Consider the following 25184-nt stretch of genomic DNA (forward strand, 5'->3'; position numbering starts at 1 on the left):
CCCCGGCCCGAACGTCAGAGTTCCGTCATCCGTCCTTCTCGGAGTTCCAGCGTCAGGTCGGGGCCGATGCGGCGGAGGAACGCGTCGTCGTGACTGACCACGAGCACGGCGCCGCGGTAGGCCGAGAGCGCCTCGACGAGCTGGTCGACCGTGTCGAGGTCGAGGTTGTTCGTCGGCTCGTCGAGCACCAGCAGGTGCGGCGGTGGGTCGGCCAGCAGCAGCCGGGCGAGCGCGACGCGGAACCGTTCGCCGCCCGACAGCGCCGCCACCGGCCGGAGCACCGTGTCACCGCGGATCAGGAACCGCGCCAGCCGGTTCCGCAGCTCCACGTCTCCGACGCCGGGAGCCCCGGCGCGGATGTTCTCCAGCACCGACGCCGCCTCGTCGAGCCCGTCGACCCGTTGCGACAGGTACCCGACCCGGTCGGTGTGAGCCTCGGCGTGTGCCGTTCTCCGGATGGATGCCGTGTCCGGGCCGGATTCGGGCGGCTCACCCGCCTCCTGACCGGAGATCGGGCCGCGAGCCGCCGCCACGAGCCGCTCGAGCAGCGTCGTCTTGCCGGCGCCGTTGGGTCCGATGAGGGCCACCCGCTCCGGCCCCTGTACCGTCCAGGCGCGCTCGCCGTCGCCGATCGTCGCGATGCGGCGACCGGTCCCGACGTCCGGATCGGGCAGGTCGATGCGCACCGTGTCGTCGTCGCGCACGCGGCGTCCGGCGGTGTCGACGGCGGAGCGGGCGGCATCCACCTTCTCGTTCGCCTCGACGCGCAGCCGGCCCGCCGTCACCTGCGCGGCCCGTTTCTTCGCGCCGAGCACGATGCGGGGTGCGGACCGCTCGAACGCGGCCTTCCGGCCCTGTGCGTTGCGGGTCGCGATCGCCGACTCGACCTGCGCCCGGTCGCGCTTCTCGCGCTTGAGGAGCTGCCGTGCCGCGGTCTCGGCCTGCGCCGCCGCGGCCTGCTCGGTGTCGAGCCACGCCTTCCACTCGGAGTACGGACCGCCGAAGACCGACAGCTCGTTCTGGTAGATCTCCGCCGTGTCGTCCAGCTCCTCGAGCAGCGCGACATCGTGGCTCACCACGATCAGCGTGCCGCGCCAGGTGCGCACGAGCTCGTGCACGCGTGCGCGTGCGTCGCGGTCGAGGTTGTTCGTCGGCTCGTCCAGCAGGGCGATCTCGGCTCCGCGAAGACGGATGCCGACGATCGCCGCCAGGACCGCCTCGCCGCCCGACAGCTCGCCGATGCGTCGGTCCAGAGCTCCGTCGGGCAGCCCTACTTCCGCGAGTGCTGCCGTCGCGCGAGCTTCGACGTCCCAGTCGTCGCCGACGGCGTCGAAGTGGCGTTCGTCGACGTCGCCGTGCTCGATCGCCCGCACCGCGTCGAGGGTGGTCCCGATCCCCAGCACGTCGGCGACGCGCCGTGACGTGTCGAGCGTCAGCTGCTGGGGCAGCAGGTCGACGCGCCCGGCGGTCGAGATCGAGCCGGAGCTCGGTTCGAGGGTGCCGGCGATCAGCTTCAGCAGCGTGGACTTGCCGGAGCCGTTGCGTCCGACGAGGCCGGTGCGACCGCCGCCGAAGGCCCCGGACAGTTCGTTCAGCGCGGCGGTGCCGTCGGGCCAGGCGAGGGTGGCGCGGTCGAGGACGACCGCTGAGGTGAGTGTGGTGGGCATATGCGCCTCCCTGTGATGAGGGGTGCGCGGACGCGTGTGTCCACGATCCGGTCCGCAGCGCTCGGTGCGGCCGGGCAGCACGAACGTGCTGCGATCGGAGGACGACGGTCCGCGCTGGTCGGTGATTCGATCACCGGGCGGACCGTCGGGATCGTCCTCGAGGAGGGTCGACGGGTCAGCGCGGGATCACAGCGCGATCGCGTCGATAGCCTTCAACGGCTCTTCCTCACACTCGGGACAGGGACCCGGCCATGTTAGCGACGATCCCGAGCGGATGCCAGGGGTCCGGCCGCCGTGGAGCGATCGGGCCCGGGCCGTTCTCCGGAAGGATGCCGCGCAGCGACCGCAGAACCGCGCGCGGAGCAGATCCTTCCGGAGAACGGCACACTCACACCGTCTGCCGCACCCCCGATTCCACGTGAACACGGTGCGCAAGCGCGTCGCTCGCATCGAGGCGCTGACAGGCCTCAGCCCCCTCGACACCCGGGGGCGGGCAGCGTTCCTCGTGGCTCTCGCCGCCCGCGGCTGACCTCAGCCCCGCAGCTTCGCCAGCTGCTTCTCGAGGAACACCCGGACGTCGTGCAGCTCCTCCGCCGAGACGCTGTGCGCAAGCCCCGGATAGACCCGCCCGCTGAGGTCGACGTGCCCGGGCAGCCACTCGGCGGTGTGGTCGACGAACCGGGGCGGGATGACCTCGTCCCGCGACCCGCGCCCCCAGAACACCGGCGGCCGTACCTCCGCCAGCTCGGCGTCGCCGGCGGCGGGTTCGGGAAAGGCGTAGCCGGCGAGATTCACGGCGAAGGCCGCGTCGCGGGGCCGCATCCGCATCATCTGCAGGGCGATCACCCCGCCCTGCGAGAAGCCGAGAAGACCGACGGATGCCGCGTCCCCCCGCACCTCGTCGACCCACTCCCACACGGCCTCAGCCGCTGCGGCCACCTCCGCGGGGTCGCGGCTCTCGACGCCGTCGATCGTGAACCACGAGTAGCCGGGCATCGGGAAGCGGGGCGCCAGCGGCGCGCGGACGGCGACTGCCACGAACTCGGGCGGAAGGTGCGGGATGAGGCCGAACGGGTCCTCTTCGTTCGACCCGTAGCCGTGCAGGAGGACGAGGAGCGGCCGGTCGCCGCGCTCGTCGACGGGCACGGACCAGAGCGCGACGTCGGGATCCAGCGGGGAAGCGGCCACCATGCGTCCATCCTGCACCAGGCCCACCGACACCGCGGGGCGGGCGGCGCGGCGCGGCATCCGCTCGGGTATACATGAGGCATGGCCGTCCGCACTCCCGACCCCGATCCGAACGAGCGTGACGACGACGAGGGGTCCTCGCGCGATCCGCTCCGCGGGCTCGGTTCGTCGATCGGGCGTCCCGGATCTGCGGGCAACCCCGCCTGGTTGAGCGACGTCGAGCTCGCCGAGGCGCGCCGCCGCCTGCCGATGCTCTACGTCGAGGCCGTCCCCGTGCGCCTCGACGGCATGGGCGCGGTGACCGATGTCGGCATCCTGCTGCGAGCGACGCCCATGGGCGAGATCTCGCGCACGATCGTGTCAGGTCGGGTGCGCTACGGCGAGACCGTCCGCGACGCCCTCTTCCGACACCTCGAGAACGACCTGGGGCCGATGGCGTTCCCGATGCTGCCGCCGCAGCCGGCGCCGTTCACCGTGGCCGAGTACTTTCCGATCCCCGGCGTGAGCGCCTATCACGACGACCGGCAGCACGCCGTGTCGCTCGCGTTCGTCGTTCCCGTCACCGGCACGTGCGAGCCGCGCCAGGACGCGCTCGAGGTCACCTGGATGTCGCCCGAAGAGGCGTCGTCCGACGCGCTCGCCGCCGAGATGGAGGGCGGGCGCTCGTCGCTCGTGCGGCAGGCGCTCGCCTCGGTCGGCGCGCTCCGGTAGGCGTCAGGCGCGCGCGGTCGTCAGCCGCGACAGCGCCGCGACGAACGCGTCGACGTCGGATTCGCTCGTGTCGAACGAGCACATCCAGCGCACCTCGTTCTTCGAGGCATCCCAGTCGTAGAAGCGGAACGATTCGCGGAGCGCGTCGGCGACGCCGTCGGGCAGAGTCGCGAAGACCCCGTTCGCCTGCGTCGGCTGGCTGAAGCGCACGCCCGCGATCGAGCCGTCGGCGAGGCCCGCCTCGACGGCCGACCGCAGTCGCGCCGCCATCGCGTTGGAGTGACGTGCATTCCGCAGGTACAGGTCGCCCTCGTAGAGCGCGATCAGCTGCGCTGAGACGAACCGCATCTTCGACGAGAGCTGCATGTTGAGCTTTCGCAGGTAGGGCAGGCCCTGGGATGCCGCGGGGTCGAGCACGACGATGGCCTCGGCTGCGAGCGCGCCGTTCTTCGTGCCGCCGGCGCTGACGAGATCGACACCGGCATCCTTCGTGAAGGCGCGGATCGGCAGGTCGAGGGCGGCGGCGGCGTTCGACAGGCGCGCGCCGTCGAGGTGCAGGCGCATGCCGCGCGCGTGCGCGTGATCGGCCAGCGCCCGGATCTCGTCGGGCGTGTACAGCGTGCCGAGCTCGGTGGACTGCGTGATCGACACGACCAGCGGCTGCGCGCGGTGCTCATCGCCCCAGCCCCATGCCTCCCTGTCGACGAGCTCGGGAGTGAGCTTGCCGTCGTCGGTCGGCACGTTCAGGATCTTGATGCCCGCGACCTTCTCGGGAGCGCCGCCCTCGTCGACGTTGATGTGGGCGGTGGATGCCGCGACCACCGCGCCCCAGCGGGGGAGCATCGACTGCAGGCCGGTGACGTTCGCGCCGGTGCCGTTGAACACCGGGAACGCCTGCGCCTCCTCGCCGAAGTGGCGCGCGAAGACCTCCTGCAGGCGTGCCGTGTAGACGTCTTCGCCGTAGGCGATCTGGTGGCCGTCGTTGGCGGCGGCGATGGCCGCGAGCACCTCGGGGTGGACCCCGGAGTAGTTGTCGCTGGCGAAGGAACGGACCGTGGGGTCGTGGAGCGTCGTCACCCCTCCAGCCTAGGTTGCGCGGCGGGGTCTTCCCCCGTGTCGGAGCCCGGCGATACCCTCACCGCATGACCGAAGCGACGCCGTCGCCGCGCACCGTCCCTCCCGGCGGGATGCGCGTGTTCCTGCACGTCCTGGTGAACACGGCCGTCGCGAACGTCACGACGAGCTTCCTGTGGTTCGCCCTCACCTTCTGGGTGTACCTCGAGACGAAGTCGGTGCTCGCCACGGGGCTCATCGGCGGCGCCTACATGCTGCTGCTCGCGATCTTCGGCATGGTGTTCGGCACGCTCGTCGACCGCTTCCGCAAGCACGCCGTCATGGTCTTCTCGGGCGTCTTCACGCTCGTCGCCTTCCTCGCGGCCGGGGCGATCTACGTGTCCCAACCCGAGTCGGCGATCCTCGACCTGGGGCGGCCGTGGTTCTGGCTGTTCTCGGGCATCATCCTGGCCGGCGCGGTCGTCGAGAACCTACGCAACATCGCCCTGTCGACGACGGTGACCCTTCTCGTGCCGACCGAGCGCCACGCGAACGCCAACGGCCTCGTCGGCACGGTGCAGGGGATCGCCTTTATCGTGACGAGCGCCCTCTCGGGGCTCGCGATCGGCCTGGTCGGCATGGGGTGGACGCTCGCGGTGGCGATCGCCTTCACCGCCGTGCCGCTCGTGCACCTGCTCTTCGTGCGGATCGCCGAGGATGCTCCGGCTCCCGACCCCGGTTCGAAGATCCTCGACATCCGCGGAGCGGCGGCCGCGATCCGCGCGGTCCCGGGGCTCTTCGCGCTCATCCTCTTCTCGACCTTCAACAACCTCATCGGCGGCCTCTACATGGCGCTGATGGACCCTTACGGGCTCGAGCTCTTCGACGTGAAGGTGTGGGGCATCGTCCTCGCGGTGACCGCCACCGGGTTCCTCATCGGCGGTGGGATCGTCGCCGCCAAGGGGCTCGGGCGAAACCCCATCCGGACCCTCCTTCTCGCGGTCGCCGCGATGGGACTGCTGGGCGCCGTCTTCACGCTGCGGGAGTGGTGGTGGCTCTACGCGGTGGGCATCTGGGCGTACATGACCCTGGTCCCCGTGATCGAGTCCGCCGAGCAGACCGTCATCCAGAAGGTGGTCCCGTTCGAGAGGCAGGGGCGTGTGTTCGGCGCGGCCACCGCGCTCGAAGTCTCGACCGGCCCCATCACGTCGTTCGCGATCGCCCCGATCGCGGAGTTCTGGATCATCCCCTCCTTCCGTACCGACCAGGGCGAGCGCGCGTGGTCCTGGCTCCTCGGCGAGGGCGAGATGCGCGGGATCGCGCTGATCTTCCTCGTCGGCGGTCTCCTCATGGTCGTCGCCGCGTTCGCCGCTTTCCTCACGCGGTCCTACCGGACCCTGTCGGCACAGTACGAGACGGCGCCCGAGACGAGCGAAGCGGATGCCGGGGCCCCGGCCACCGGCATCCCGTCATCGTCGCGCGAAGCGGCCGGCGGGGTCGCGGGCGACTGAGTCCTGTCCCGAGGACAGCTTCGGCGCCTGAGTCCCCCAGGTCCCAGGCGCCGAAGTGGTGTTCCGTACGCGCTAGGCGTCGGTGGCGCGGATGCCGGCCACGCCGGTGATCACGGGGCGCATCTTCTTCTCGAGCGCCTCGAAGAACATCGACAGCGGGAACTCGTCGTCCAGCACGGCGTCGGTGTAGCCCTTGGGCGCACCAGCGAGGATCTCGTCCGACAGCCCGCGAGCCCACTGCGACGCGGGGTGCGGAGTCACGGTCTGGCGGACCAGGTCGTACGCCGCGAGCCAGTGTGCGACCTTCGGGCGATCGATCGACTCCCAGTAGAGGCGGTCGATCGCATCGCTCAGAGCGATGACGGCGTCGGCGACACGGTCCCACTCGAAGGCCAGCGACGTGTCGGTCCAGTGGAGGACGCCGCGCTGGTGGAGCCACGCGAACAGCAGCTGCCCGCCGAGGCCGTCGTAGTTGCGAACGCGGGACCCCGTGATCGCGAAGCGGAAGATGCGATCGAACAGCACCGCGTACTGCACAAGACCGGCGTGCTCGAGCATCTCGCCCTCGGCATCCGTCAGCGCCGCCTTCGCGGACAGATCCCGCTCGATCGCGACGCACTCGCGGAACGCCGTGAGGTCGCACCGCAGCTCTTCCAGCGAGTACAGGAAGAAGGGCATCCGCTGCTTGATCATGAACGGGTCGAAGGGCAGGTCGCCGCGCATGTGCGTGCGGTCGTGGATGAGGTCCCACATGACGAACGTCTTCTCGGCGAGGCGCTGGTCGTCGAGCAGGCGCGCGGCTGCCTCGGGCAGATCGAGCCGCGTGATCTCGGCGGCGGCGCGGACGACGCGGCGGTAGCGCGCGGCCTCGCGGTCCTGGAAGATCGCGCCCCACGTGAAGGACGGCACCTCGCGCATCGCGACCGTCTCGGGGAAGAGCACGGCCGAGTTGGTGTCGTAGCCCGGTGTGAAGTCGAGCAGGCGGAACGAGACGAACAGTCGGTTCGTGTAGGTCTGCTCCAACTCGGCGATGAACTCCGGCCAGATCGTCTCGACGATCACGGCCTCGACCTTGCGGTCGCGCGTGCCGTTCTGCGTGTACATCGGGAACACGACGAGGTGACGGAGCCCGTCGATGCGGTTCTGCTGCGGCTGGAAGGCCAGCAGCGAGTCGAGGAAGTCGGGAACGCCGAAGCCCTCGGACACCCACCGCTCGAAGTCCGCGACGCTCGCGTCGAGGTAGGCCTCGTCGTGCGGGAAGGCCGGGGCGAGCGAGCGGATGCCGGCGGTGATCGCTTCGACGTGCGAGCGGGCGACCTCGTGGTCGGCGGGATCGGGAACCGAGCCGTCGGTGACCTGGACGGCCTGCAGGGCGGTCGCGGCATCCCGCAGCATCGTCCACGCGGCGGAGGTCTCGGCCTGGCGGGCGTCTTCGACGACCTCCGGCATTCCGATGATCGTCGATGTGGTGACGGTGCTCATGGGTGACCTCCTATCGGTTCCTCACGGTTTCCTCGCGAAAGACGAGAATAATTCCTGTGATTTCAGCCTAAGGCCGTAAGGATCGCGTGTGCAAGGTGGCTGCGGTACCGTCAGAGCGTGCCCGCAGACGAGACCGACCCCGCCGATTCCGCGATCGTCGCCGCGCTGTCGGCCAACGCGCGCGCCACTCTCGCCGATCTCTCCGGCGTCGCGGGTCTGTCCGTCTCGGCGACGCAGGCGAGGGTGCGGCGGCTCGAGGCGCGGGGCCTGATCTCGGGCTACCGTGCCGTCATCGACCCGGAGGTCGCCGGCAAGCCGCTCGCGGCGTTCGTCGAGATCACCCCGCTCGACCCCGCCCAGCCCGACAATGCGCCCGAGCTCATCGCTCACCTCGACGAGATCGAGGCGTGCCATTCGATCGCCGGAGACGCCGCATACATGCTGTTCGTCCGCGTCGCGACGCCGCGCGACCTCGAGCGGCTCATCCGCGACATCCGCTCGGCGGCGTCGGTCAACACCCGCACGACCGTCGTGCTGCAGACGTTCTTCGAGCACCGCCCCCTCTCGCCCGCCTGAGCCTCGCTGGCTGTCAAGGGGAGGCGGGCACGCGCACACGTTCCTAACGTGGAGGCATGAGCGACACCCCCATCGGCCGTGACGTCCTCGTCGTCGCCAACGGTCGCTCCGGCGTCTCACTCGGTCGTCCGGATCGTGTTCCCGACGTCCGTCGACGGATGCCGGGCGCCGCCGTGCACGAGCTCGCCGAGAACGAGACCCTCGACGACGTCGTCGCTGCGGCGATGGCGGGGGAGAACCGGCCCGAGGTGCTCGGCATCCTCGGCGGCGACGGCTCGGTCTCCCGAGCGGCGCACCTCGCCCGGCGGCACGACCTGACGCTTCTCGTCCTTCCCAACGGGACGTTCAACCACTTCGCCCGGTCGGCGGGCATTCCCGACGTGGATGCCGGCCTCGATGCGTATGCGGCTGGGCACGTGCGACCCGTCGCGGTCGCCGAGGTCTCCGTCGACGGCGGCGACCCGATCACGGTGCTGAACGCGGTCTCGCTGGGTGCGTATCCCGAGTTCCTGGCGGAGCGCGAGCGTCGTACGAGCCTCGGCAAGTGGTGGGGCGGCGCCGTCGCCGCGTGGCGCGAGATGCACCACGCCACGGCGGTCGACGTCGCCCGCGGTGGCAAGCGCGCCTCCGTCTGGTCGGTGTTCGCGGGCGTTGGACAGAACGACCCCGACCGCATCGCGACGATGCAGCGTGCGACGCTCGACGATCCCGTCATCGACGTCCGTGTGCATCACGCGCGCGGCACGCGGGCGCGGGCGATTGCGTCGCTCGCGTTCGGTGAGAAGACCGTCGCGGTCCTTCGCGCGCTGCGGGTGATGCCCCCGGCATCCGACATCGAGCGCATCCTCGACGAGGACTTTGAGATCGACGTTCAGGCCGGCAGCGCCCCCGACATCTGGGTCCACGACGGTGAACTCGAAGAGGTGGGGAAGGACGGCTTCCGTCTGCGGGTGCGCGCTGTCCCCGAAGGTCTCCGGGTCTACCTGCCTGCCTGACGGATACATCCCGCGGCGGATGCCGCCGTCCGCCGTGAGCGCGTAGCGTTCAAGGGTGTTCCGCCCGCTCCGCCCGTACCAGGCCGCCGTCGATGCGGCCATCGCGGTGCTGTTCGCGCTGATGGCGCTGCCGTTCGAGCTCGGCGCAGGGACGATCTCCCCGTACGACCTCGGCGCGGTCTCGGCGGTCCCCGTCGTGCTGCTCCTGGCCGGCGCGCTCGGACTCCGCCGGTTCTCACCCGGACTCGCCCTCGGCGTCGCCTGGCTCGGCGCCATCGTCCAGATGTCGCTCGGACGTGCCCCCGGCTTCACCGACATCGCCATCTTCGCCGTGCTCTACGCGACGGCCGCGTACGGCACGAGGCTCGTGTTCTGGCTGGGGCTCGCCTCGGTCGTCGTCGGCTCCGGCACCATCACGGTCTACCTCTTCCGATGGGCGTTCCTGGGCAGCGGCGGGCTGTCCAACATCCCGACGCTGATCTTCGTCCTCCTCGCAGCGTTGTTCGCCCTCGGGCTCTCATGGACGGCCGGTGCGCTCGTGCGGACCGCCCTTCGCGCCCGAGCCAACCGCGCGGCGCAATCGCGTGCCGAAGAGCAAACCGTCGCCGAGCAGGAGCGCACCCGCATCGCGCGCGACATGCACGACATCGTGGCCCACTCCCTCGCGGTGATCATCGCGCAGTCCGACGGCGCGCGGTACGCCGCGGCATCCGATCCCGAGGCGCAGTCGACGGCCCTCGGCACCATCTCCTCGACGGCCCGCTCGGCCCTGTCGGACGTGCGGCTGCTGCTCACTCAGCTGCGGCACTCGCAGGCGGAAGGGCCGCAGCCCACCCTCGCCGACCTCGAGCAGCTGTACGCGCAGGTGCGGGCCGCGGGCGTCGAACTGCGCGTGGATGTCGACCCGGCGCCGCGCGGCGAGGTTGCGGCATCCGTGCAGCTCTCGGTGTACCGCATCCTGCAGGAGGCCCTCACGAACGCGCTCCGTCACGGCGGGGCGACCGGAGTGGACGTCTCCCTCGCCTGGCACGCCGACCGCGTCGAGCTGCAGGTCCGCAACGAGATCGCCCCGGTCGCCGAGGGTGCGGAGCGACGCACCGGCGGCCACGGCCTGATCGGCATGCGCGAGCGCGCGCAGCTGATCGGCGGGCGATTGGATGCCGCGGCCGTCGACGGTGTGTTCGTCGTCACCGCATCCCTGCCCACCGGCGCCGTTCCGGAGCTTCCGACCCCCACCGAGAGGAGCGCTCGGTGAGCGTCATCCGCGTCGTCCTCGTCGACGACCAGGCCCTGTTCCGCGCCGGCATCCGCATGGTCGTCGCCTCGCAGCCCGACCTCGAGGTCGTCGGCGAAGCATCCGACGGGGCGCAGGCCCTGCAGGTCGTCCGCCAGACGCGTCCCGACGTCGTCCTCATGGACATCCGGATGCCGGTGATGGACGGGCTCGCCGCGACCGAGGCCCTGCTGGCCGACGCCGATCCGCCCAAGGTGGTCATGCTGACGACCTTCGACCTCGATGAGGCGGCCGCGCGCGCGATCCAGCGCGGTGCGAGCGGGTTCCTCCTCAAGGACGCCGACCCCGAGTTCCTCCTCGCGGCCATCCGCACGGTGCACGCCGGGTCCTCGGTCATCGCGGCCGCGGCCACCCGTCAGCTCTTCGCACAGCTGAACGAGCCCGTGCGCGCCGTGCCGCCGTCCTTCGCGGAGCTCACCGACCGCGAGCGCGAGATCTTCGCCCTCGCGGCGCGCGGACTGTCGAACGCCGAGATCGCGGCCCGGGAGTTCCTCTCCGAGGCCACGGTGAAGACGCACGTCTCGCGCATCCTCGGCAAGCTGTCGCTCCGCGACCGGGTGCAGCTCGTCGTCTTCGCGTTCGAGCACGGGCTCGCCTGACCTCGTCTGGTCGCACCCGTGATCATCCTTCCGATGTAGGCGGCCGCGACGAGCGGCCGACGCGGGGCTGCAGGTCTCGTCTGTAGCGTCGGAGACATGCAGATCACGACCACCGAGATGGGCCTCGCCGCCCGCGTCCAGAACCTCACGAAGACCTACGGCGGCGGCGAGAACGCCGTCCGCGCGCTCGACGACGTCACCGTCGGCATCCGTCGCGGGGAGTTCACCGCGATCATGGGGCCGTCGGGGTCGGGCAAGTCCACGCTCATGCACATCATGGCCGGCCTCGACGCCCCGGCATCCGGCACCGTCTGGATCGGCGACACCGAGATCACAGGGCTCTCCGACGTCGAGCTGACGATCCTCCGCCGCCGCCGGGTCGGTTTCGTCTTCCAGTCCTTCAACCTGGTCCCCACCCTCGACGCGATCGGCAACATCCTGCTGCCCTTCGACCTCGACGGCCGGCGTCCCACCTCCCAGGAGAAGACGCGCATCGACGGCCTCGTCGAGACGCTGGGACTCGGGCCGCGCCTGCGGCACCGCCCGCACCAGCTCTCGGGCGGTCAGCAGCAGCGCGTCGCCATCGCCCGCGCCCTCGCGACCGCACCCGACCTCGTCTTCGCCGACGAGCCGACCGGCAATCTCGACTCCCGCTCGGGTCGCGAGGTGCTGTCGCTCCTCGCCGCCGCGAGCAGCGAGCACGGCCAGTCGATCGCGATGGTGACCCACGACCCCGTGGCCGCCTCGTACGCCGATCGCGTCCTGTTCCTCGGCGACGGCCGCATCGTCGCCGACAAGCCCCGCCAGACCGCCGAGCAGATCTCGGCCCACATGCTCAGCACGGAGGTGACCGCGTGACCGCCCTCGCCCCGTCCGCGGTGCACACGATCGTCCCCGAACCCGCGCGGACGTCCCGGTTCGCCTGGCTGCGGGAGCGCGGCATGGGCGCGACGATCCTCGTCTCGGCCATCTCGACGGCGTTCGGCGTCGTCCTGCTGTCAGCCACGGGTTACCTCGGCGAGGTGCTCAGTGCGACCCCGCGGTACGGCTCATCGGACACGATGGTGGCCGTCCTCGCCCTGCTGAGCGTCATCCTGCTCGCCGTCGCCATCTACGTCGCGGCGATCGTCACCGCCAACACGTTCTCGACGATCATCGCCGGGCGTACGCGGCGCATCGCCCTCCTGCGCCTCATCGGTGCGACAGCCCGTTCCCAGCGCCGCGAGGTCGCCACCCAGGGTCTCGTCGTCGGGGCGATCGGCGCCGTGATCGGGCTCGTGGCGACGACGGCCGCGACGGTCGCCGCGATCCCGTTCCTCGATCGTGCGCTCGGCGTGACGTCCGACTGGTCGCCCGTTCAGGCCGTCCTCCTCGTTCCCGCCGCAGCGGTGGCGCTGACGACGTGGATCGCCGCCTGGTCGGGCTCGCGGCGCGTGCTCACCGTCACCCCGCTCGAGGCTCTCGGCGGTTCTGTCGAACGCTCCCGCGAGGAGATCGCGGCGGGTCGTGGCCGCACGACCGGAGCGATCGTGCTCGGTGCCATCGGTGTCGTGCTCCTGGTCGGCGGCATCCTGCTCGGCATGGTGAGCCCTGCCGGCGTGCTGGTCGCCTTCTTCGGCGGTCTGTTCTCCTTCACCGCCGTCTCGATCAGCGCCGTCTCGATCATGCCGCCGCTCCTGCGGGCCACCGGTCGCCTCTTCGGACGGTCGGTCACCGCGCGGCTGGCCGCCGAGAACGCGGTCCGCTACCCCGAGCGTTCGAGCCGCATGGCCATCGGCGTCGTCATGGGTGTCGCTCTCGTCGTGATGTTCGCCGTCGCGGCAGAGTCGGCCAAGGCTCTCGTCGCCGCGTCGAGCGGCGGGGAGCCTGACGCCGCGTTCAACCAGATGATGGACACCTTCTCGACGGTCATGATGTGCCTCGTGGCCGTCAGTGCGGTGATCGCCGCGGTGGGCCTCGTGAACCTCCTCACGATCGGCATCGTGCAGCGCAGGCGCGAGCTGGGTCTGCTGCGAGCGCTCGGCCTCACGTCGGCGCAGATCCGCCGCATGGTGCTCATCGAGGCGGCGCACGTCACCGTGACGGCGCTGCTGTTCGGCCTCGCGCTGGGAGTGCTGTACGGCTGGGTCGCGGCGCAGTCGCTCCTCGGGTCCATCGGGATGCCGCCGCTGTGGCTGTCGCCGACGTTCGTCGCCCCGGCCATTCCGCTCATCCCGGTGGCGATCGTGATCGTCGCGACCGCCGCCCTCACGCTCGGGGCGGCTGTCGCCCCGACGCGCATCGCGACCCGGACGGCACCCGTCGAGGCGCTCGCCGAGTGAGTCCGTCGTCCCTCCGTGCGACCCGTCCGGGCCGTGCGGAGGGACGCATCCGTCTGTCAGTCGTCCTCGGCGGCGGGCGGATCGTACGACCAGGTCGGGGCCACGGCGCGGAGGCGAATGCCCCGGTACTGCCACATCGCCCAGAGGACCGGCCACAGCGGCACAGCGGCGACGCCGCCGATCGTCAGCCGGTCGCGCCACAGCGTCTTCGTGGGGTCACCCGGCAGCGGGCTGACCGCCATCTGGTGGTCCCAGACGTCGAGCGCCGAGAGGGCTCCGGTGAGGGGGATGCCGCTGTCCCGGAAGATCCGCACCGGGCCGTTCCCATCCTCGACGTACCGGTCGCTCGCGTGGATCAACTGCTGACCGGCGGGGAAGAAGCCCAGGGCGCGGATCTCGACGGGAACGTCGGCGCCGGGCTCGAGCGAGGTCGGCAGCTCCCCGGCCATCGGGTTCATCTCGAGCAGTGGACCGTAGAGCTCCGTGATCGCCCGGGGCGAGTGGAGTGCCCGCCATGCGGCATCTGCGGTGCAGTCGAGTTCGAGCTTCAGGAGGATCCGCATTCGTCCACTCTCGCATTCCCCTGCGGCAGTCGGTACGTTGGGAGCGCTCCCAACCTCGAGGCCTCACCGCCGACCTCCTCGGAAAGACCGTCATGCCCCTGGAACCCGCCATCGAATCCGGCGATCGCTCGCACACCCTCGCCCCCGTCGAATCGGTCGCGCAGATCTCCTCGATGCTGCTCGACACCGACCCCACGCTCGACCCCGCCCTCGCCGAGACGGCGCGCTCCGCCGCAGCCGAAGGCGTCGTCCTCCTGACGAACGACGGAACGCTTCCGCTCGGTGACCGCGCCGTCGCCGTCTTCGGGCGCGTGCAGATCGACTGGTTCGCGGTCGGCTACGGCTCGGGCGGCGACGTCAAGGTGCCCTACGTCTGGAACCTGCTCGCCGGCCTCCGCGACGCGGGCGTCCGCGTCGACGACGAGCTCGCGACCCACTACTCGACGTGGTCCGCCGCGAACCGTCCGGTCTTCGCCGACACGTGGGGGCAGTGGCCGCACCACTTCCCCGAGATGCCCCTCGACGAGACGGTGGTCGCCGCCGCGGCAGCCCGCGCCGACACCGCCGTCGTCGCGATCGGCCGCGCCGCCGGCGAAGCACGCGACAGCATCCTCGAGCCCGGCAGCTACTACCTCACGGCTGACGAGCGGATGCTGCTCGACACCGTGACCGCCCACTTCGAGCGGACCGTCGTGGTCGTCGACGCGGGCAACGTCATGGACCTGTCCTGGGTCGCCGATTACCGCGACCGGATCGGTGCGGTGCTCTTCGCCTGGCAGGGCGGCATGGAGGGCGCGCGCGCCGTCGCGAGCGTGCTCGCGGGGGAGTCGTCGCCGAGCGGCAAGCTCACCGACACGATCGCCCTCAGCTACGAGGACTACCCCAGCGCGCCGAACTTCGGCCACCTCGACGTCAACGTCTACGCCGAGGACGTGTACGTCGGGTACCGGTATTTCGAGACCTTCGCCCGCGACCGGGTGCTCTTCCCCTTCGGACACGGCCTCTCGTACACGACGTTCGACCTCGCGACGACCGCGACAGCGGATGCCGGCACGCTCCGCCTCGAGGTCGTCGTCACCAACACCGGCGACCGCGCCGGAAAGGAGGTCGTGCAGGTGTACACGGGTGCGCCCGACGGCGCCCTCGGCACGCCCGCGCGACACCTGGCGGCGTTCGCCAAGACACGTCTCCTGGCTCCCGGCGAGAGCGAGGCCGTGCGCCTCGAGGTGCACCTCGACGATCTGGCTTCGTACGATGACGGCGGCGCGACCGGACACCGCAGCGCGTGGGTCCTGGAGGCCGGCGAGTACCCGGTGTTCGTGGGCGCCGACGTCCGCTCGGCCGCGGCGGTCGCCGCGTTCGACGTGCCCCAGACGCACGTCGTGCGAGAGGCCACCGAGGTCGCCGCTCCCGCGCACGCGTTCGAGCGCCTCACGCTCGCCCGCGCGGCAGACGGCTCCGCCGTCGCCGCCCGCGAGCCCGTCCCGACCCGCACGGTGTCGCGCGCCCAGCGCATTCTCGAGGCGCTTCCGGCCGAGGTTTCGCCGACGGGGGATCGGGGCATCGACCTCGCCGACGTCGCGAGCGGTGCGGCATCCCTCGACGACTTCGTCGCCCAGCTCGACGATGAGGAACTCTCGCTCCTCGCCCGCGGCGACGTCACGATGGACAGCCCCTTGGGTGCCCCCGGCAACGCGGGTGCGCTGGCCGGGGTGTCGGAGTCGCTTCGCGCGAAGGGCGTGCCCCCCGTCACCACGACGGACGGGCCGAGCGGCATCCGCCTCTCGTCCTACGCGTCGCTCCTGCCCTCGGGCACAGCCCTGGCGTCGACCTGGAATGTGCCGCTCGTCGAGCAGCTGGCTGCCCTGCACGGGCAGGAGATGCTCCGCAAGGGCTCGGACGTGTTGCTGAGCCCGGGGATGAACATCCACCGCGACCCGCTCTGCGGGCGGAACTTCGAGTACTTCAGCGAGGACCCGGTCGTCACCGGACGCATCGCGGCTGCCGTCGTGCGCGGCGTGCAGAGCACCGGCCTGTCGGCCTGCCCGAAGCACTTCGCCGCGAACAACCAGGAGACCAACCGCACCCGCAACGACTCGCGGGTCTCCGAGCGCGCGCTCCGCGAGATCTACCTGCGCGGATTCGAGATCTGTGTCCGCGAGGCGGCGCCTCGCGCGATCATGACCTCGTACAACCAGATCAACGGCGTGTGGTCGCACTACCACCACGACCTCGCGACGGTCATCCTGCGGGGCGAGTGGGGGTACGAAGGCGTCGTCATGACCGACTGGTGGATCGAGGAGGCCGTCGACCCCGACTTCCCCGCCCTCGAGGACAACGCCTACCGCGTCCGCGCGCAGGTGGACGTCCTCATGCCGGGTGGGGTGAAGCGGGATGCCGCGCCCCAGGCGTATGCCGATACGACGATCGTCGACTCGCTCGCCCGCGAGGGCGGTCTCACGCGCGGCGAACTGCAGCGGACGGCGCGGAACGTCCTCGGCCTGGCGATTGCGCTCAAGCCGGTGGTCGACGCTCGTACGCTGGAGGGATGACCGCGAGCCCCTTCGATCAGTCCCGTTACCAGCTGCGTTTCGACTGGGGGCGGGACGGGTTGCACCGTCTCGCGCCCGCCGATGTCGTCGTGGTCGTGGATGTCCTCCGCTTCTCGTCGACGGTGTCGGCGCGCGTGGCGGGCGGCGAGACGGTCCCGCACGACGAGTCCGCCCACGCCGTGTCGCGCAACGGTGCCGCCGTCGCGTCGGCCGCCGCGGATGCCGGCGCCGTCGTCTTCCTCGGATGCCTCCGCAACGCCGCCGCTGTGGCGCGTGCGGTCCTCGCGGAGCAGAACCGGCGCGCGGCGCGGACGAGCGTCAGCATCATCGCTGCGGGAGAACTCGCCGGCGAGGGGGATGCCGCGGTCCTGCGCTTCTCGGTCGAAGACCAGCTCGGCGCGGGTGCCGTGTTCGCCGCCCTCGAGACGCTCGGCCTCGACCACTCGTCGCCGGAGGCTGCCGCGGCATCCGAGGCCTTCCGCGGGCTCCGCTCCGCGGTCCGTCACCTGCTGACCGCGAGCGGATCGGGGCAGGAGCTTCTCGACCGCGATCGCCGTGCCGAGGTCCTCGCTGCCGCGGTGCACGACGCCGACGACGCCGTCCCCGTTCTGCGTGACGGCGTCTGGAGCGCGTACGAGCTCAGCGCGGCGTGAGGGCTGCGCGGCGGGTCGCCGCGGTGATCTCGCGCCGGCGCCACGAGATCAGGTAGCGCTCGTCGAACGTGGGTGCGCAGCGCGCGCACGACGTCGCCCGCGTCGCCTTGCGGTGACGGTAGGCGACGTGCCCGGCGGGGCACACGCCGACCCACGGGGCGAGCTCGGTCGCCGTCTCGCCGCGATGGGTCACGCCGCCGGTGTACCCGAGCGACCGTGCGACACGCTTCCACTCCGCGCCGTGACCGGCAGCCGCACCCGCGATGGCGTGGGCGATCTCGTGCAGGACGGTCTGCCGGTTCGTCTCCGCGTCGTAGCGGGCGGCGAGGTAGCGCGAGAGCGTGATGCGTTTTCGCAGGTAGTCGCATGCGCCGGCGCGACGCTTGGCGTTGTCGAACGCGAAGCTCCACGAATCGTCGAGCAGCTGCCGCAGCAGAGACTCTGCCTCGCGGCGGACGTCGATGAGATCGGTCATGCCAGAACCATAGAACGCATGTACGACACTCGCGGGGACGGGCTCAGCTGGCGACGGTCGTGCTGTTGCGACGGCGGTCGACGGCGTCGATCGCCAGCAGCGTGGATTCGAGCTGGTCTTCGGGGGCGCCCGCCTCCTGGCGGAGGAACAGCGCCTTCTTGAAGTCGGCACGCGCCGCAGCGTCGTCGCCGGCGTCGAAGTGCACCTTGCCACGGTGCTGGCACCCGAAGGCGGCGACGGCCGCCCAGCCCTGGCCCTCGGCCTCCTCGACGCACGTGTTCAGCTCGTGGACTGCGGCCGCGTACGCGCCGCGGAACTGCTGAACGGTCGCGTGCAGCATCCGAGCGCGGAGCAGGTCCTTGCGGGTTCCCGCCATGCGCGCCAGGCGGACGGACTCCTCCGAGACGACGAGCGCGTCGTCGAGCCGGCCGAGGACCTTCAGCAGCCAGACCTTCTCGAGCATCGCCGCGAGGCTCCGCTGCTCGCCGAGCTCGGCGAGGCGCGCCTGGCATTCGTCGAGGTCGACGATCTCTCGGAGTGTCTCCGGGTCGTACCCCTTGATGAAGCCCACAGCTGTTCCTTCCGACCCCGCGACGTGTGCCTCCAGTGTCGCCGCGCCTCGCCCGGAATCGGCTGAGGGCGCGCCGCGCGTCGTGGCCTCAGCGGTCGAAGACGGATGCCGCCGGCTTCGGCGACGGGGTGGAATCGGCATCCGTCATGATCCGCGCATCGCGCGCGAACGCGTCGAGCTCGGCGCCGTGGGAGACCTTCGCGGGGTGAGGGCCGGCTGCCATCAGGCGGGGGAGCCAGTCCATGGGTAGCGGCGACGGGGAGGCGGCGATCACGATGTTGCCGAACCGGCCGCTCTTGAGGGTGCCCACCTCGGCGAGGATCACGACGTGCTCCAGCACGGAGCGGACGGTCGCCACCTGACGCCGCGCGAAGGCGAGTCCGCTGCCGTCGGCGATGTTGACGAGAAGGATGCCGGCCGGCGCCAGCAGCCCCGCGAGGATGCGGTAGTACTCCACGCTCGTGATGTGCGCGGGTGTCTGCGCGCCCGCGAACACGTCGGACACGACGAGATCCACCTTGCCCACGATCCCCGGGGGAAGGCGCGCGGCTACGTCGCGGGCATCGCCGATGCGGACGCGCAGCTGGCCGGTGCGGGGAAGTGGGAGGTGCTCGCGGACGAGGTCGATGAGCGCCTGCTCGAGTTCGACCACCTGTTGGCGCGAGCCCGGACGGGTGTGCTCGACATAGCGCGGGAGGGTCAGGGCGCCCGCGCCCAGATGCACGGCGGTGAGGGGTTCCCCCGGCATCCCGATCTGGTCGATCACGGCGCCCATGCGGGCGATGTACTCGAAGTGCAGGTGCGACGGATCGTCGAGGTCGACGTGCGATTGGGGGGTCGTTTCGACGACCAGTTCCCAGCCCCCGGCGAAGCGGCTCGGGATGATGCGCGCCTGTCGCCCGTCGGAGAGCTTCGCCGCGGGCGGGTCAATGGGGTCGCGGGAACGGGCCATCCGACTACGGTAGCCCGCAGGAAGAAACACGATCGAGATACAGCTGTAATCGCTTACCGGCAGTGCGGACGGTAGCGTCAGCCGCATCCCTTCGGCAGCGCCGCCCCCGTGGCGTGCCGCCGACGAGCCCCATCGGAAGGTGCACAGCAATGCTCCCCATTTCCCGGAAGCGGGTGGTCGCGGCCGCCGCGACCCTCGCCATCGGTGCGCTCGCGCTCAGCGCGTGCGCCAGTCAGCGCGGCGGCGACGACAACGCGGAAGGACCCGCGGACGTCGACGGCACGTTCGTCTTCGCGGCGTCATCGGATCCCGCGAGCCTCGACCCCGCGTTCGCGCAGGACGGTGAGACGTTCCGCGTCTCGCGTCAGATCTTCGAGGGCCTCGTCGGCACCAAGCCCGGCACGCCCGACCCGGCGCCTCTCCTCGCGGAGTCGTGGGAGACGTCGGACGACTCCCTCTCGTACACCTTCGCGCTCAAGAAGGACGTCACGTTCCAGGACGGCACCCCGTTCAACGCGGAGGCCGTCTGCGTCAACTTCGACCGTTGGTACAACTGGGAGGGCCTGGCCGCCAGCGAGGCGCTCGGGTACTACTACAACAAGCTCTTCAAGGGGTACGCCTCGAGCCCCGACAGTGCCGTCTTCGACTCGTGCACGCCCGACGGTGACTCCTCGGTCACCATCACGCTGAAGAAGCCGTTCGCCGGTTTCGTCGCCGCGCTGTCGCTGCCTGCCTTCTCGATGCAGTCGCCGAAGGCGCTGGAGGAGTACAAGGCAGATGAGGTCGGCGGCACCGCCGACGCTCCCACGCTCAGTGAGTACGCGATGGGCCACCCCGTCGGCACCGGCCCCTACAAGTTCGATGAGTGGGCACGCGGCGAGCAGGTCACGCTGAGCTCCTACGACGACTACTGGGGCGACAAGGGCCAGATCGACAAGATCATCTTCCGCACGATCGACGACCCCACCGCGCGCCGCCAGGCCCTCGAGTCGGGCTCGATCGACGGCTACGACCTCGTCGGTCCCGCCGACACGGGTGCGCTGAAGGATGCCGGCTTCACCATGGTGTCGCGCCCGCCCTTCACGATCCTGTACCTCGCCTTCAACCAGGCGGTGAAGGAACTCCAGGACCCGAAGGTCCGCGAGGCCCTCTCGTACGCGGTCGACAAGGATGCGCTCATCTCGCAGGTACTCCCCGAGGGCACCGAGAAGGCCACGCAGTTCATGCCGCAGAGCGTGAACGGCTGGAACGCCGACGTCACGACCTACGACTACGACCCCGAGAAGGCGAAGTCACTCCTCGCTGAAGCCGGCTACACCGAGGCCAACCCGCTGAAGCTGACCTTCAACTATCCGGTCAACGTCTCGCGTCCCTACATGCCGGACCCCGAGCAGATCTTCACGGTCCTGTCGTCGCAGCTGAAGGCTGTCGGCGTCGAGACCACGCCGAAGTCGAACGAGTGGGGCGAGTACCTCGACCTCATCACCGGCGGCACGGACCACGGCATCCACCTGCTCGGATGGACCGGTGACTACAACGACACCGACAACTTCCTCGGTGTGTTCTTCGGTCAGAAGTCGGCGGAGTGGGGCTTCGACAACCCCGAGCTGTTCAAGGACCTCACCGATGCCCGCGGCATCGCGGACCTCGACGAGCAGACGCAGCTGTACTCCGACATCAACGAGGAGGTCGCCACCTTCATCCCCGGCGTCCCGCTCGCGCACCCGGCTCCCACCCTGGCCTTCGACCCCCGCGTCGAGAGCTACCCGGCGAGCCCCGTGAACGATGAGGTGTTCAGCCAGATCGTCCTCACGAAGTAAGCCGATCGAGGTGGCCTCGGCCGCCTGACCGGTGGGGGCGGGATACCTTCCCGCCCCCACCGACCCTCCACGAAAGCGACACCCGTGCTGCGAACCATCGGCAAAAGGCTCCTGCTGCTGATCCCCACCCTCCTCGGCCTGAGCATCCTGCTCTTCTGGTGGGTGAGAACCCTCCCCGGCGGCCCCGCCCAGGCGCTCCTCGGCGAGAAGGCGACCCCCGAAGCCGTCGCTCGGATCAACGAGCTCTATGGCTTCAACCGTCCCCTGATCGAGCAGTACTTCACGTGGATCGGACGCCTGCTCTCGGGTGACTTCGGCACGTCTCTGCGCACTAGCCAGCCCGTCCTCGACGAGTTCCTCCGCCGCTTCCCGGCGACCATCGAGCTGTCGATCGCGGCGCTCATCATCGCCGTCGGTATCGGTGTTCCGCTCGGCTACTGGGCCGCGCGCCGACACGGCAAAGCGGCCGACAGCACCGCTGTCGTCTTCAGCCTGCTCGGGATCGTCGTGCCGGTCTTCTTCCTGGCCTTCATCCTGAAATACGTGTTCGCGGTCCAGCTCGGCTGGCTCCCGTCGGACGGTCGGCAGAATCCGCGCATCGAGGCGACGCACTACACGAACTTCTATGTGCTCGACGGCCTCATCACCGGAGAGTTCGACGCCGCGTGGGATGCCCTGCTGCACCTGATCCTCCCCGCCGTCGCGCTCGGCACGATCCCTCTCGCGATCATCGTGCGCATCACCCGGGCATCCGTCCTCGAAGTGCAGAACGCCGACTACGTGCGCACCGGCAAGGCCAAGGGCGTGCCCGGCTCGCTGCTGCGCAACCGGTTCATCCTGCGGAACGCGATGCTGCCGGTCATCACCACGATCGGCCTGCAGGCGGGACTGCTGCTGTCGGGCGCGATCCTCACCGAGACGGTCTTCGCCTTCCCCGGCATCGGCTCGTTCCTTTCCGGGGCGATCTTCAACCGCGACTTCCCCGTCCTGCAGGGCTTCATCATCTTCATCGCGATCGTCTACGCGCTCATCAACCTGCTCGTCGACGTCTCGTACAGCCTGATCGACCCGAGAGTGAGGGTCTCATGAGCACCGTCCTTCCCCCCGCTGCCGGCGGCAGCCCCGCCGACGACGCGACGGCGGTCGACCTCAAGGCCGGATCCGCCGGCGCCCCGCGCGGCGGCTTCTGGCACGACGTCTTCCGGCGCCTCCGCCGCAGCCCCACCGCGTGGGTGGGTCTCGCCATCGTCCTGCTGTTCGTGCTCGTGGCGCTCCTCGCACCGCTGCTCGCGCCGTACCCCGAGACCGCCCTGCCGGGTGCTCGCGACATCACGCCCACGTACATCCCCGGGCCAGGCGAGATCGCCTCGTTCCCGCTCGGTCTCGACCGCTTCGGCGGCGACGTGGTCTCGAAGCTCATCTGGGGTGCGCAGTCGTCGCTGCTCATCGGTGTCGTCTCGACGGCCTACGGCCTCATCGGCGGGATGCTGCTGGGCCTCGTCGCCGGCACGTTCGGCGGCTGGGTCGACACCCTCATCATGCGCCTCGTCGACATCCTGCTGTCGGTGCCGAGCCTGCTCCTCGCGGTCTCGATCGCCGCGATCCTCGGTCAGAACCAGAACTCGGTCATGATCGCCATCGGTGTCGCGCAGGTGCCGATCTTCGCGCGCCTCCTCCGCGCCTCGATGCTGCAGCAGCGCTCGGCGGACTACGTCCTGTCGGCGCAGACCCTCGGCCTCGGCCGCGGGCGCATCACGATGACCCACGTCCTGCCGAACGCGGTCGGACCGGTCATCGTGCAGGGCACGCTGTCGCTCGCGACGGCCGTCATCGACGCCGCCGCGCTGTCGTTCCTCGGGCTCGGCGGCGGACGCCCCGAGACCGCGGAGTGGGGCCGCATGCTCACCTACGCGCAGGCGGAACTCGCCATCGCTCCGTGGCTCGCGTTCCTGCCCGGCATCTGCATCGCCATCACGGCCCTCGGGTTCACCCTCTTCGGTGAGGCGCTCCGCGAGTCGATGGACCCGCGCACCCGCAGCCGCTGACCTCGGGGACTCTCTCCCCGCATCCTCGCTCGCCTGTCACAACATGCCGTGCGGGGTTGCCGTTTGCGACAGGGGAAGCAGGTGCGGCGAGCAGCATCCGGGCTCGCCTGTCGCAACATGCCGTGCGGGGTTGCCGTTTGTGACAGGGGAATGGGATGGGCGCCCGGCGGCAGGGCCGCGCCCGGCGGCAGGGCCGCGCCCGGCGGCAGGGCCGCGCCCGGCATCCGGGCTCACCTGTCACAACACGCCGTGCGGGGTTGCCGTTTGCGACAGGGGAAGCAGGTGCGGCGCCCCGCATCCGGGCTCGCCTGTCGCAACACGCCGTGCGGGGTCGCCGTTTGTGACAGGGGAATGGGATGCGGCGGCCGGCATCCGTGCTCGCCTGTCGCGACGTGCCGCCCCGTGCTTGCGACTGCGGAAGCCCAGCCGCTCTCAGACGGCGATGTCGAGCTCGTTGCCGGGGATCGAGGCGAGGAGGTTCCGCGTGTACGGGTCGCGCGGGTTCGTGAAGATCTCCTCGCTCGAGGCGGCTTCGATGAGCGCCCCGTCCTTCATCACGCAGACGTAGTCGCTGATGAGGCGGACGACGGCGAGGTCGTGCGAGATGAACAGGTAGCTGAGGCCGTACTCGCTCTGCAGGTCGCGCAGGAGCGTCAGGATCTGGTCCTGCACGAGCACGTCGAGCGCCGACACGGGCTCGTCGCAGACGATGAGATCCGGGGACAGGGCGAGGGCGCGCGCGATCGCGACGCGCTGCCGCTGACCGCCCGACAGCTCCGACGGGTAACGCCGCAGCGTCGATTCGGGCAGGGCGACGTCGTCGAGCAGCTTCCGCACCCGCGCCGCCCGGTCCTTCGCCGACCCGCGGTTGTAGAAGTCGAGCGGCTCCTGCACGATCCGCTCGATCGTGAACATCGGGTTCAGCGACGAGTACGGGTCCTGGAAGATCGGTTGCACCTTCTGACGGAACTCCCGCAGCTGACGGCCCTTGAGGGATGCCACATCCGCACCGTCGAAGCGGATCTTGCCCTCCGTCGGGTCGACGACCTTCAGCAGCATCCGTGCCGTCGTCGTCTTGCCCGAACCGGACTCGCCGACGATCGCGACGGTCTCCCCGCGCGGGATGGCGAACGACACGTCCTTGACGGCGGCGAAGTCCTCCTTCTGACCTCGCACCTTGTAGAGCTTGGTGAGTCCCTCGACCTCGACGATGTTGTCGACGGGCTTCGGCGCGGCATCCGCAACCGGCGCGCTGAACGCCTCGGGCCGCAACCGTGCGACGGCGACCGAGGGCGCCGCCTGCACGAGGGACTGCGTGTAGGGATGCTGCGGGTCCTCGAGGATCTGCCGGGCCGGGCCCTGCTCGACGATGCGCCCGCGGTGCATGACGACGACGCGCGCGGCGCGTTCGGCGGCGAGCCCGAGGTCGTGCGTGATGAGGAGCACGGAGGTGCCGAGCTCGGTGGTCATGCGGCCGAGCTGGTCGAGGATCGTCTTCTGCACGGTCACGTCGAGGGCGCTCGTGGGCTCGTCGGCGATCAGCAGGCGCGGGTTGCAGGCGAGGCCGATCGCGATGAGCGCGCGCTGGCGCATGCCGCCCGAGAACTCGTGCGGGTACTGCTTCGCCCGCTCCTCGGCGTTCGGCAGACCCGCGGCGGCGAGGGTCTCGACGACCTTGCGGTCGACGTCCTTCTTCGTCGCCAGGCCGTGGGCGAGCAGGGTCTCGCCGACCTGCGTGCCGATCTTCGACGTCGGGTTGAGGTTCGACATCGGGTCCTGCGGGACGAGTCCGATCTGCGCACCGCGGATGCTGCGCATCGTCGACTCGGAGGCGCCCACGAGCTCTTGACCGTCGAGACGGATGCTGCCCTGCGCGACGCGGCCGTTGCCGGCCAGCAGGCCGATCACCGCCATCGCCGTCGTCGACTTGCCCGAGCCGGACTCGCCGACGATCGCGACCGTCTCACCGGCGGCGAGGTCGAGGTCGACGCCCTCGACCGCCCGCACGGAACCGTCGATGGTCTGGAACTCGACGGCGAGGTCGCGGACCTGCAGGAGGGGCGCGCCGGCGGCGGGGGAGGTCTGGAAGGGCATTCCCCCATCCTGCCCTCCGCCCGCCGCCTGCGCACGGGTGGATCGCCCGGCTTTACCCAGCC

23 protein-coding genes are annotated in these 25184 nt (G+C 70.6%); 14 read left to right on the top strand and 9 right to left on the bottom strand.

What is annotated here, in order from left to right:
* Positions 1–14: 14 nt before the first annotated feature.
* Complete coding sequence (locus ABQ271_RS02085) at positions 15–1667, bottom strand: ABC-F family ATP-binding cassette domain-containing protein (RefSeq protein ID WP_349309897.1); 1653 nt, start codon at positions 1665–1667, stop codon at positions 15–17.
* 418 nt (positions 1668–2085) lie between these two features.
* Here ABQ271_RS02085 and ABQ271_RS02090 point away from each other — a divergent pair, with 418 nt between their 5' ends.
* The gene (locus ABQ271_RS02090; protein ID WP_349309898.1) at positions 2086–2196 is read left to right on the top strand and encodes a helix-turn-helix domain-containing protein; all 111 of its coding nucleotides are present in this window, start codon (positions 2086–2088) and stop codon (positions 2194–2196) included.
* A gap of 2 nt (positions 2197–2198) precedes the next feature.
* On the opposite strand, the gene ABQ271_RS02095 is transcribed toward ABQ271_RS02090, so the two are convergent.
* Entirely contained in the window at positions 2199–2858 is a 660-nt protein-coding gene (locus ABQ271_RS02095; protein WP_349309899.1) for a dienelactone hydrolase family protein, read from the bottom strand.
* A 78-nt stretch (positions 2859–2936) separates the two neighbouring features.
* Between ABQ271_RS02095 and ABQ271_RS02100 the strand changes: the two genes are divergently transcribed.
* Positions 2937–3566 carry an NUDIX hydrolase family protein gene (locus ABQ271_RS02100; RefSeq protein WP_349309900.1) on the top strand — a complete coding sequence of 210 codons (630 nt, stop codon included), beginning with the start codon at positions 2937–2939 and terminating at the stop codon, positions 3564–3566.
* Between the two features lie 3 nt (positions 3567–3569).
* Here ABQ271_RS02100 and ABQ271_RS02105 read toward each other — a convergent pair whose 3' ends face one another.
* On the bottom strand, positions 3570–4643 hold the full coding sequence (locus ABQ271_RS02105; protein ID WP_349309901.1) for a low specificity L-threonine aldolase: 1074 nt from the start codon (positions 4641–4643) through the stop codon (positions 3570–3572).
* Between the two features lie 65 nt (positions 4644–4708).
* On the opposite strand from ABQ271_RS02105, the gene ABQ271_RS02110 reads away from it, so the two are divergent.
* The gene (locus tag ABQ271_RS02110) at positions 4709–6130 is read left to right on the top strand and encodes an MFS transporter (RefSeq protein ID WP_349309902.1); all 1422 of its coding nucleotides are present in this window, start codon (positions 4709–4711) and stop codon (positions 6128–6130) included.
* 72 nt (positions 6131–6202) lie between these two features.
* Here ABQ271_RS02110 and ABQ271_RS02115 read toward each other — a convergent pair whose 3' ends face one another.
* Entirely contained in the window at positions 6203–7612 is a 1410-nt protein-coding gene (locus ABQ271_RS02115) for a DUF6421 family protein (RefSeq protein ID WP_349309903.1), read from the bottom strand.
* Positions 7613–7729: 117 nt separating this feature from the next.
* Between ABQ271_RS02115 and ABQ271_RS02120 the strand changes: the two genes are divergently transcribed.
* The 6 genes from ABQ271_RS02120 to ABQ271_RS02145 all read left to right on the top strand — a co-directional run bounded on the left by ABQ271_RS02120 (position 7730) and on the right by ABQ271_RS02145 (position 13397).
* Positions 7730–8188, top strand: a complete 459-nt coding sequence (locus tag ABQ271_RS02120; RefSeq protein WP_349309904.1) for an Lrp/AsnC family transcriptional regulator — start codon at positions 7730–7732, stop codon at positions 8186–8188.
* A gap of 56 nt (positions 8189–8244) precedes the next feature.
* Positions 8245–9183: a diacylglycerol kinase family protein gene (locus ABQ271_RS02125; RefSeq protein WP_349309905.1), complete on the top strand. Its 939-nt coding sequence runs from the start codon at positions 8245–8247 to the stop codon at positions 9181–9183.
* A 55-nt stretch (positions 9184–9238) separates the two neighbouring features.
* Positions 9239–10438, top strand: coding sequence for a histidine kinase (locus ABQ271_RS02130; RefSeq protein WP_349309906.1), 1200 nt, complete (start codon positions 9239–9241; stop codon positions 10436–10438).
* Positions 10435–11076, top strand: coding sequence for a response regulator transcription factor (locus ABQ271_RS02135; protein WP_349309907.1), 642 nt, complete (start codon positions 10435–10437; stop codon positions 11074–11076). Before ABQ271_RS02130 ends, ABQ271_RS02135 begins: the two co-directional genes overlap by 4 nt.
* Positions 11077–11172: 96 nt before the next feature.
* Complete coding sequence (locus ABQ271_RS02140; RefSeq protein ID WP_349309908.1) at positions 11173–11934, top strand: ABC transporter ATP-binding protein; 762 nt, start codon at positions 11173–11175, stop codon at positions 11932–11934.
* Positions 11931–13397 carry an FtsX-like permease family protein gene (locus ABQ271_RS02145; protein WP_349309909.1) on the top strand — a complete coding sequence of 489 codons (1467 nt, stop codon included), beginning with the start codon at positions 11931–11933 and terminating at the stop codon, positions 13395–13397. The genes ABQ271_RS02140 and ABQ271_RS02145 overlap by 4 nt, the downstream gene beginning before the upstream one ends.
* A 56-nt stretch (positions 13398–13453) precedes the next feature.
* Here ABQ271_RS02145 and ABQ271_RS02150 read toward each other — a convergent pair whose 3' ends face one another.
* Entirely contained in the window at positions 13454–13960 is a 507-nt protein-coding gene (locus ABQ271_RS02150; RefSeq protein WP_349309910.1) for a hypothetical protein, read from the bottom strand.
* 92 nt (positions 13961–14052) lie between these two features.
* Between ABQ271_RS02150 and ABQ271_RS02155 the strand changes: the two genes are divergently transcribed.
* Both ABQ271_RS02155 and ABQ271_RS02160 read left to right on the top strand, forming a co-directional pair.
* Positions 14053–16512 carry a glycoside hydrolase family 3 C-terminal domain-containing protein gene (locus ABQ271_RS02155; RefSeq protein ID WP_349309911.1) on the top strand — a complete coding sequence of 820 codons (2460 nt, stop codon included), beginning with the start codon at positions 14053–14055 and terminating at the stop codon, positions 16510–16512.
* The gene (locus ABQ271_RS02160; RefSeq protein WP_349309912.1) at positions 16509–17165 is read left to right on the top strand and encodes a 2-phosphosulfolactate phosphatase; all 657 of its coding nucleotides are present in this window, start codon (positions 16509–16511) and stop codon (positions 17163–17165) included. The genes ABQ271_RS02155 and ABQ271_RS02160 overlap by 4 nt, the downstream gene beginning before the upstream one ends.
* Here the strand turns inward: ABQ271_RS02160 and ABQ271_RS02165 are convergent.
* The 3 genes from ABQ271_RS02165 to ABQ271_RS02175 form a co-directional block, all read right to left on the bottom strand.
* Positions 17152–17640, bottom strand: coding sequence for a SprT-like domain-containing protein (locus ABQ271_RS02165; RefSeq protein WP_349309913.1), 489 nt, complete (start codon positions 17638–17640; stop codon positions 17152–17154). The genes ABQ271_RS02160 and ABQ271_RS02165 overlap by 14 nt on opposite strands.
* 43 nt (positions 17641–17683) lie before the next feature.
* On the bottom strand, positions 17684–18211 hold the full coding sequence (locus ABQ271_RS02170; protein ID WP_349309914.1) for a hypothetical protein: 528 nt from the start codon (positions 18209–18211) through the stop codon (positions 17684–17686).
* An 88-nt stretch (positions 18212–18299) separates the two neighbouring features.
* The gene (locus ABQ271_RS02175; protein WP_349309915.1) at positions 18300–19163 is read right to left on the bottom strand and encodes a fused MFS/spermidine synthase; all 864 of its coding nucleotides are present in this window, start codon (positions 19161–19163) and stop codon (positions 18300–18302) included.
* A gap of 149 nt (positions 19164–19312) precedes the next feature.
* Here ABQ271_RS02175 and ABQ271_RS02180 point away from each other — a divergent pair, with 149 nt between their 5' ends.
* The 3 genes from ABQ271_RS02180 to ABQ271_RS02190 all read left to right on the top strand — a co-directional run bounded on the left by ABQ271_RS02180 (position 19313) and on the right by ABQ271_RS02190 (position 23028).
* Positions 19313–20983, top strand: coding sequence for an ABC transporter substrate-binding protein (locus ABQ271_RS02180; RefSeq protein WP_076708393.1), 1671 nt, complete (start codon positions 19313–19315; stop codon positions 20981–20983).
* Positions 20984–21067: 84 nt separating this feature from the next.
* Positions 21068–22072: an ABC transporter permease gene (locus tag ABQ271_RS02185; RefSeq protein WP_349309916.1), complete on the top strand. Its 1005-nt coding sequence runs from the start codon at positions 21068–21070 to the stop codon at positions 22070–22072.
* Positions 22069–23028 (top strand): ABC transporter permease, encoded by a 960-nt coding sequence (locus ABQ271_RS02190; RefSeq protein ID WP_349309917.1) that lies wholly within the window; start codon positions 22069–22071, stop codon positions 23026–23028. Before ABQ271_RS02185 ends, ABQ271_RS02190 begins: the two co-directional genes overlap by 4 nt.
* A 432-nt stretch (positions 23029–23460) precedes the next feature.
* Here ABQ271_RS02190 and ABQ271_RS02195 read toward each other — a convergent pair whose 3' ends face one another.
* The gene (locus ABQ271_RS02195; RefSeq protein ID WP_349309918.1) at positions 23461–25122 is read right to left on the bottom strand and encodes an ABC transporter ATP-binding protein; all 1662 of its coding nucleotides are present in this window, start codon (positions 25120–25122) and stop codon (positions 23461–23463) included.
* Positions 25123–25184 lie beyond the last annotated feature (62 nt).

The organism is Microbacterium sp. MM2322, from assembly GCF_964186585.1.
Taxonomy (GTDB): Bacteria; Actinomycetota; Actinomycetes; order Actinomycetales; family Microbacteriaceae; genus Microbacterium.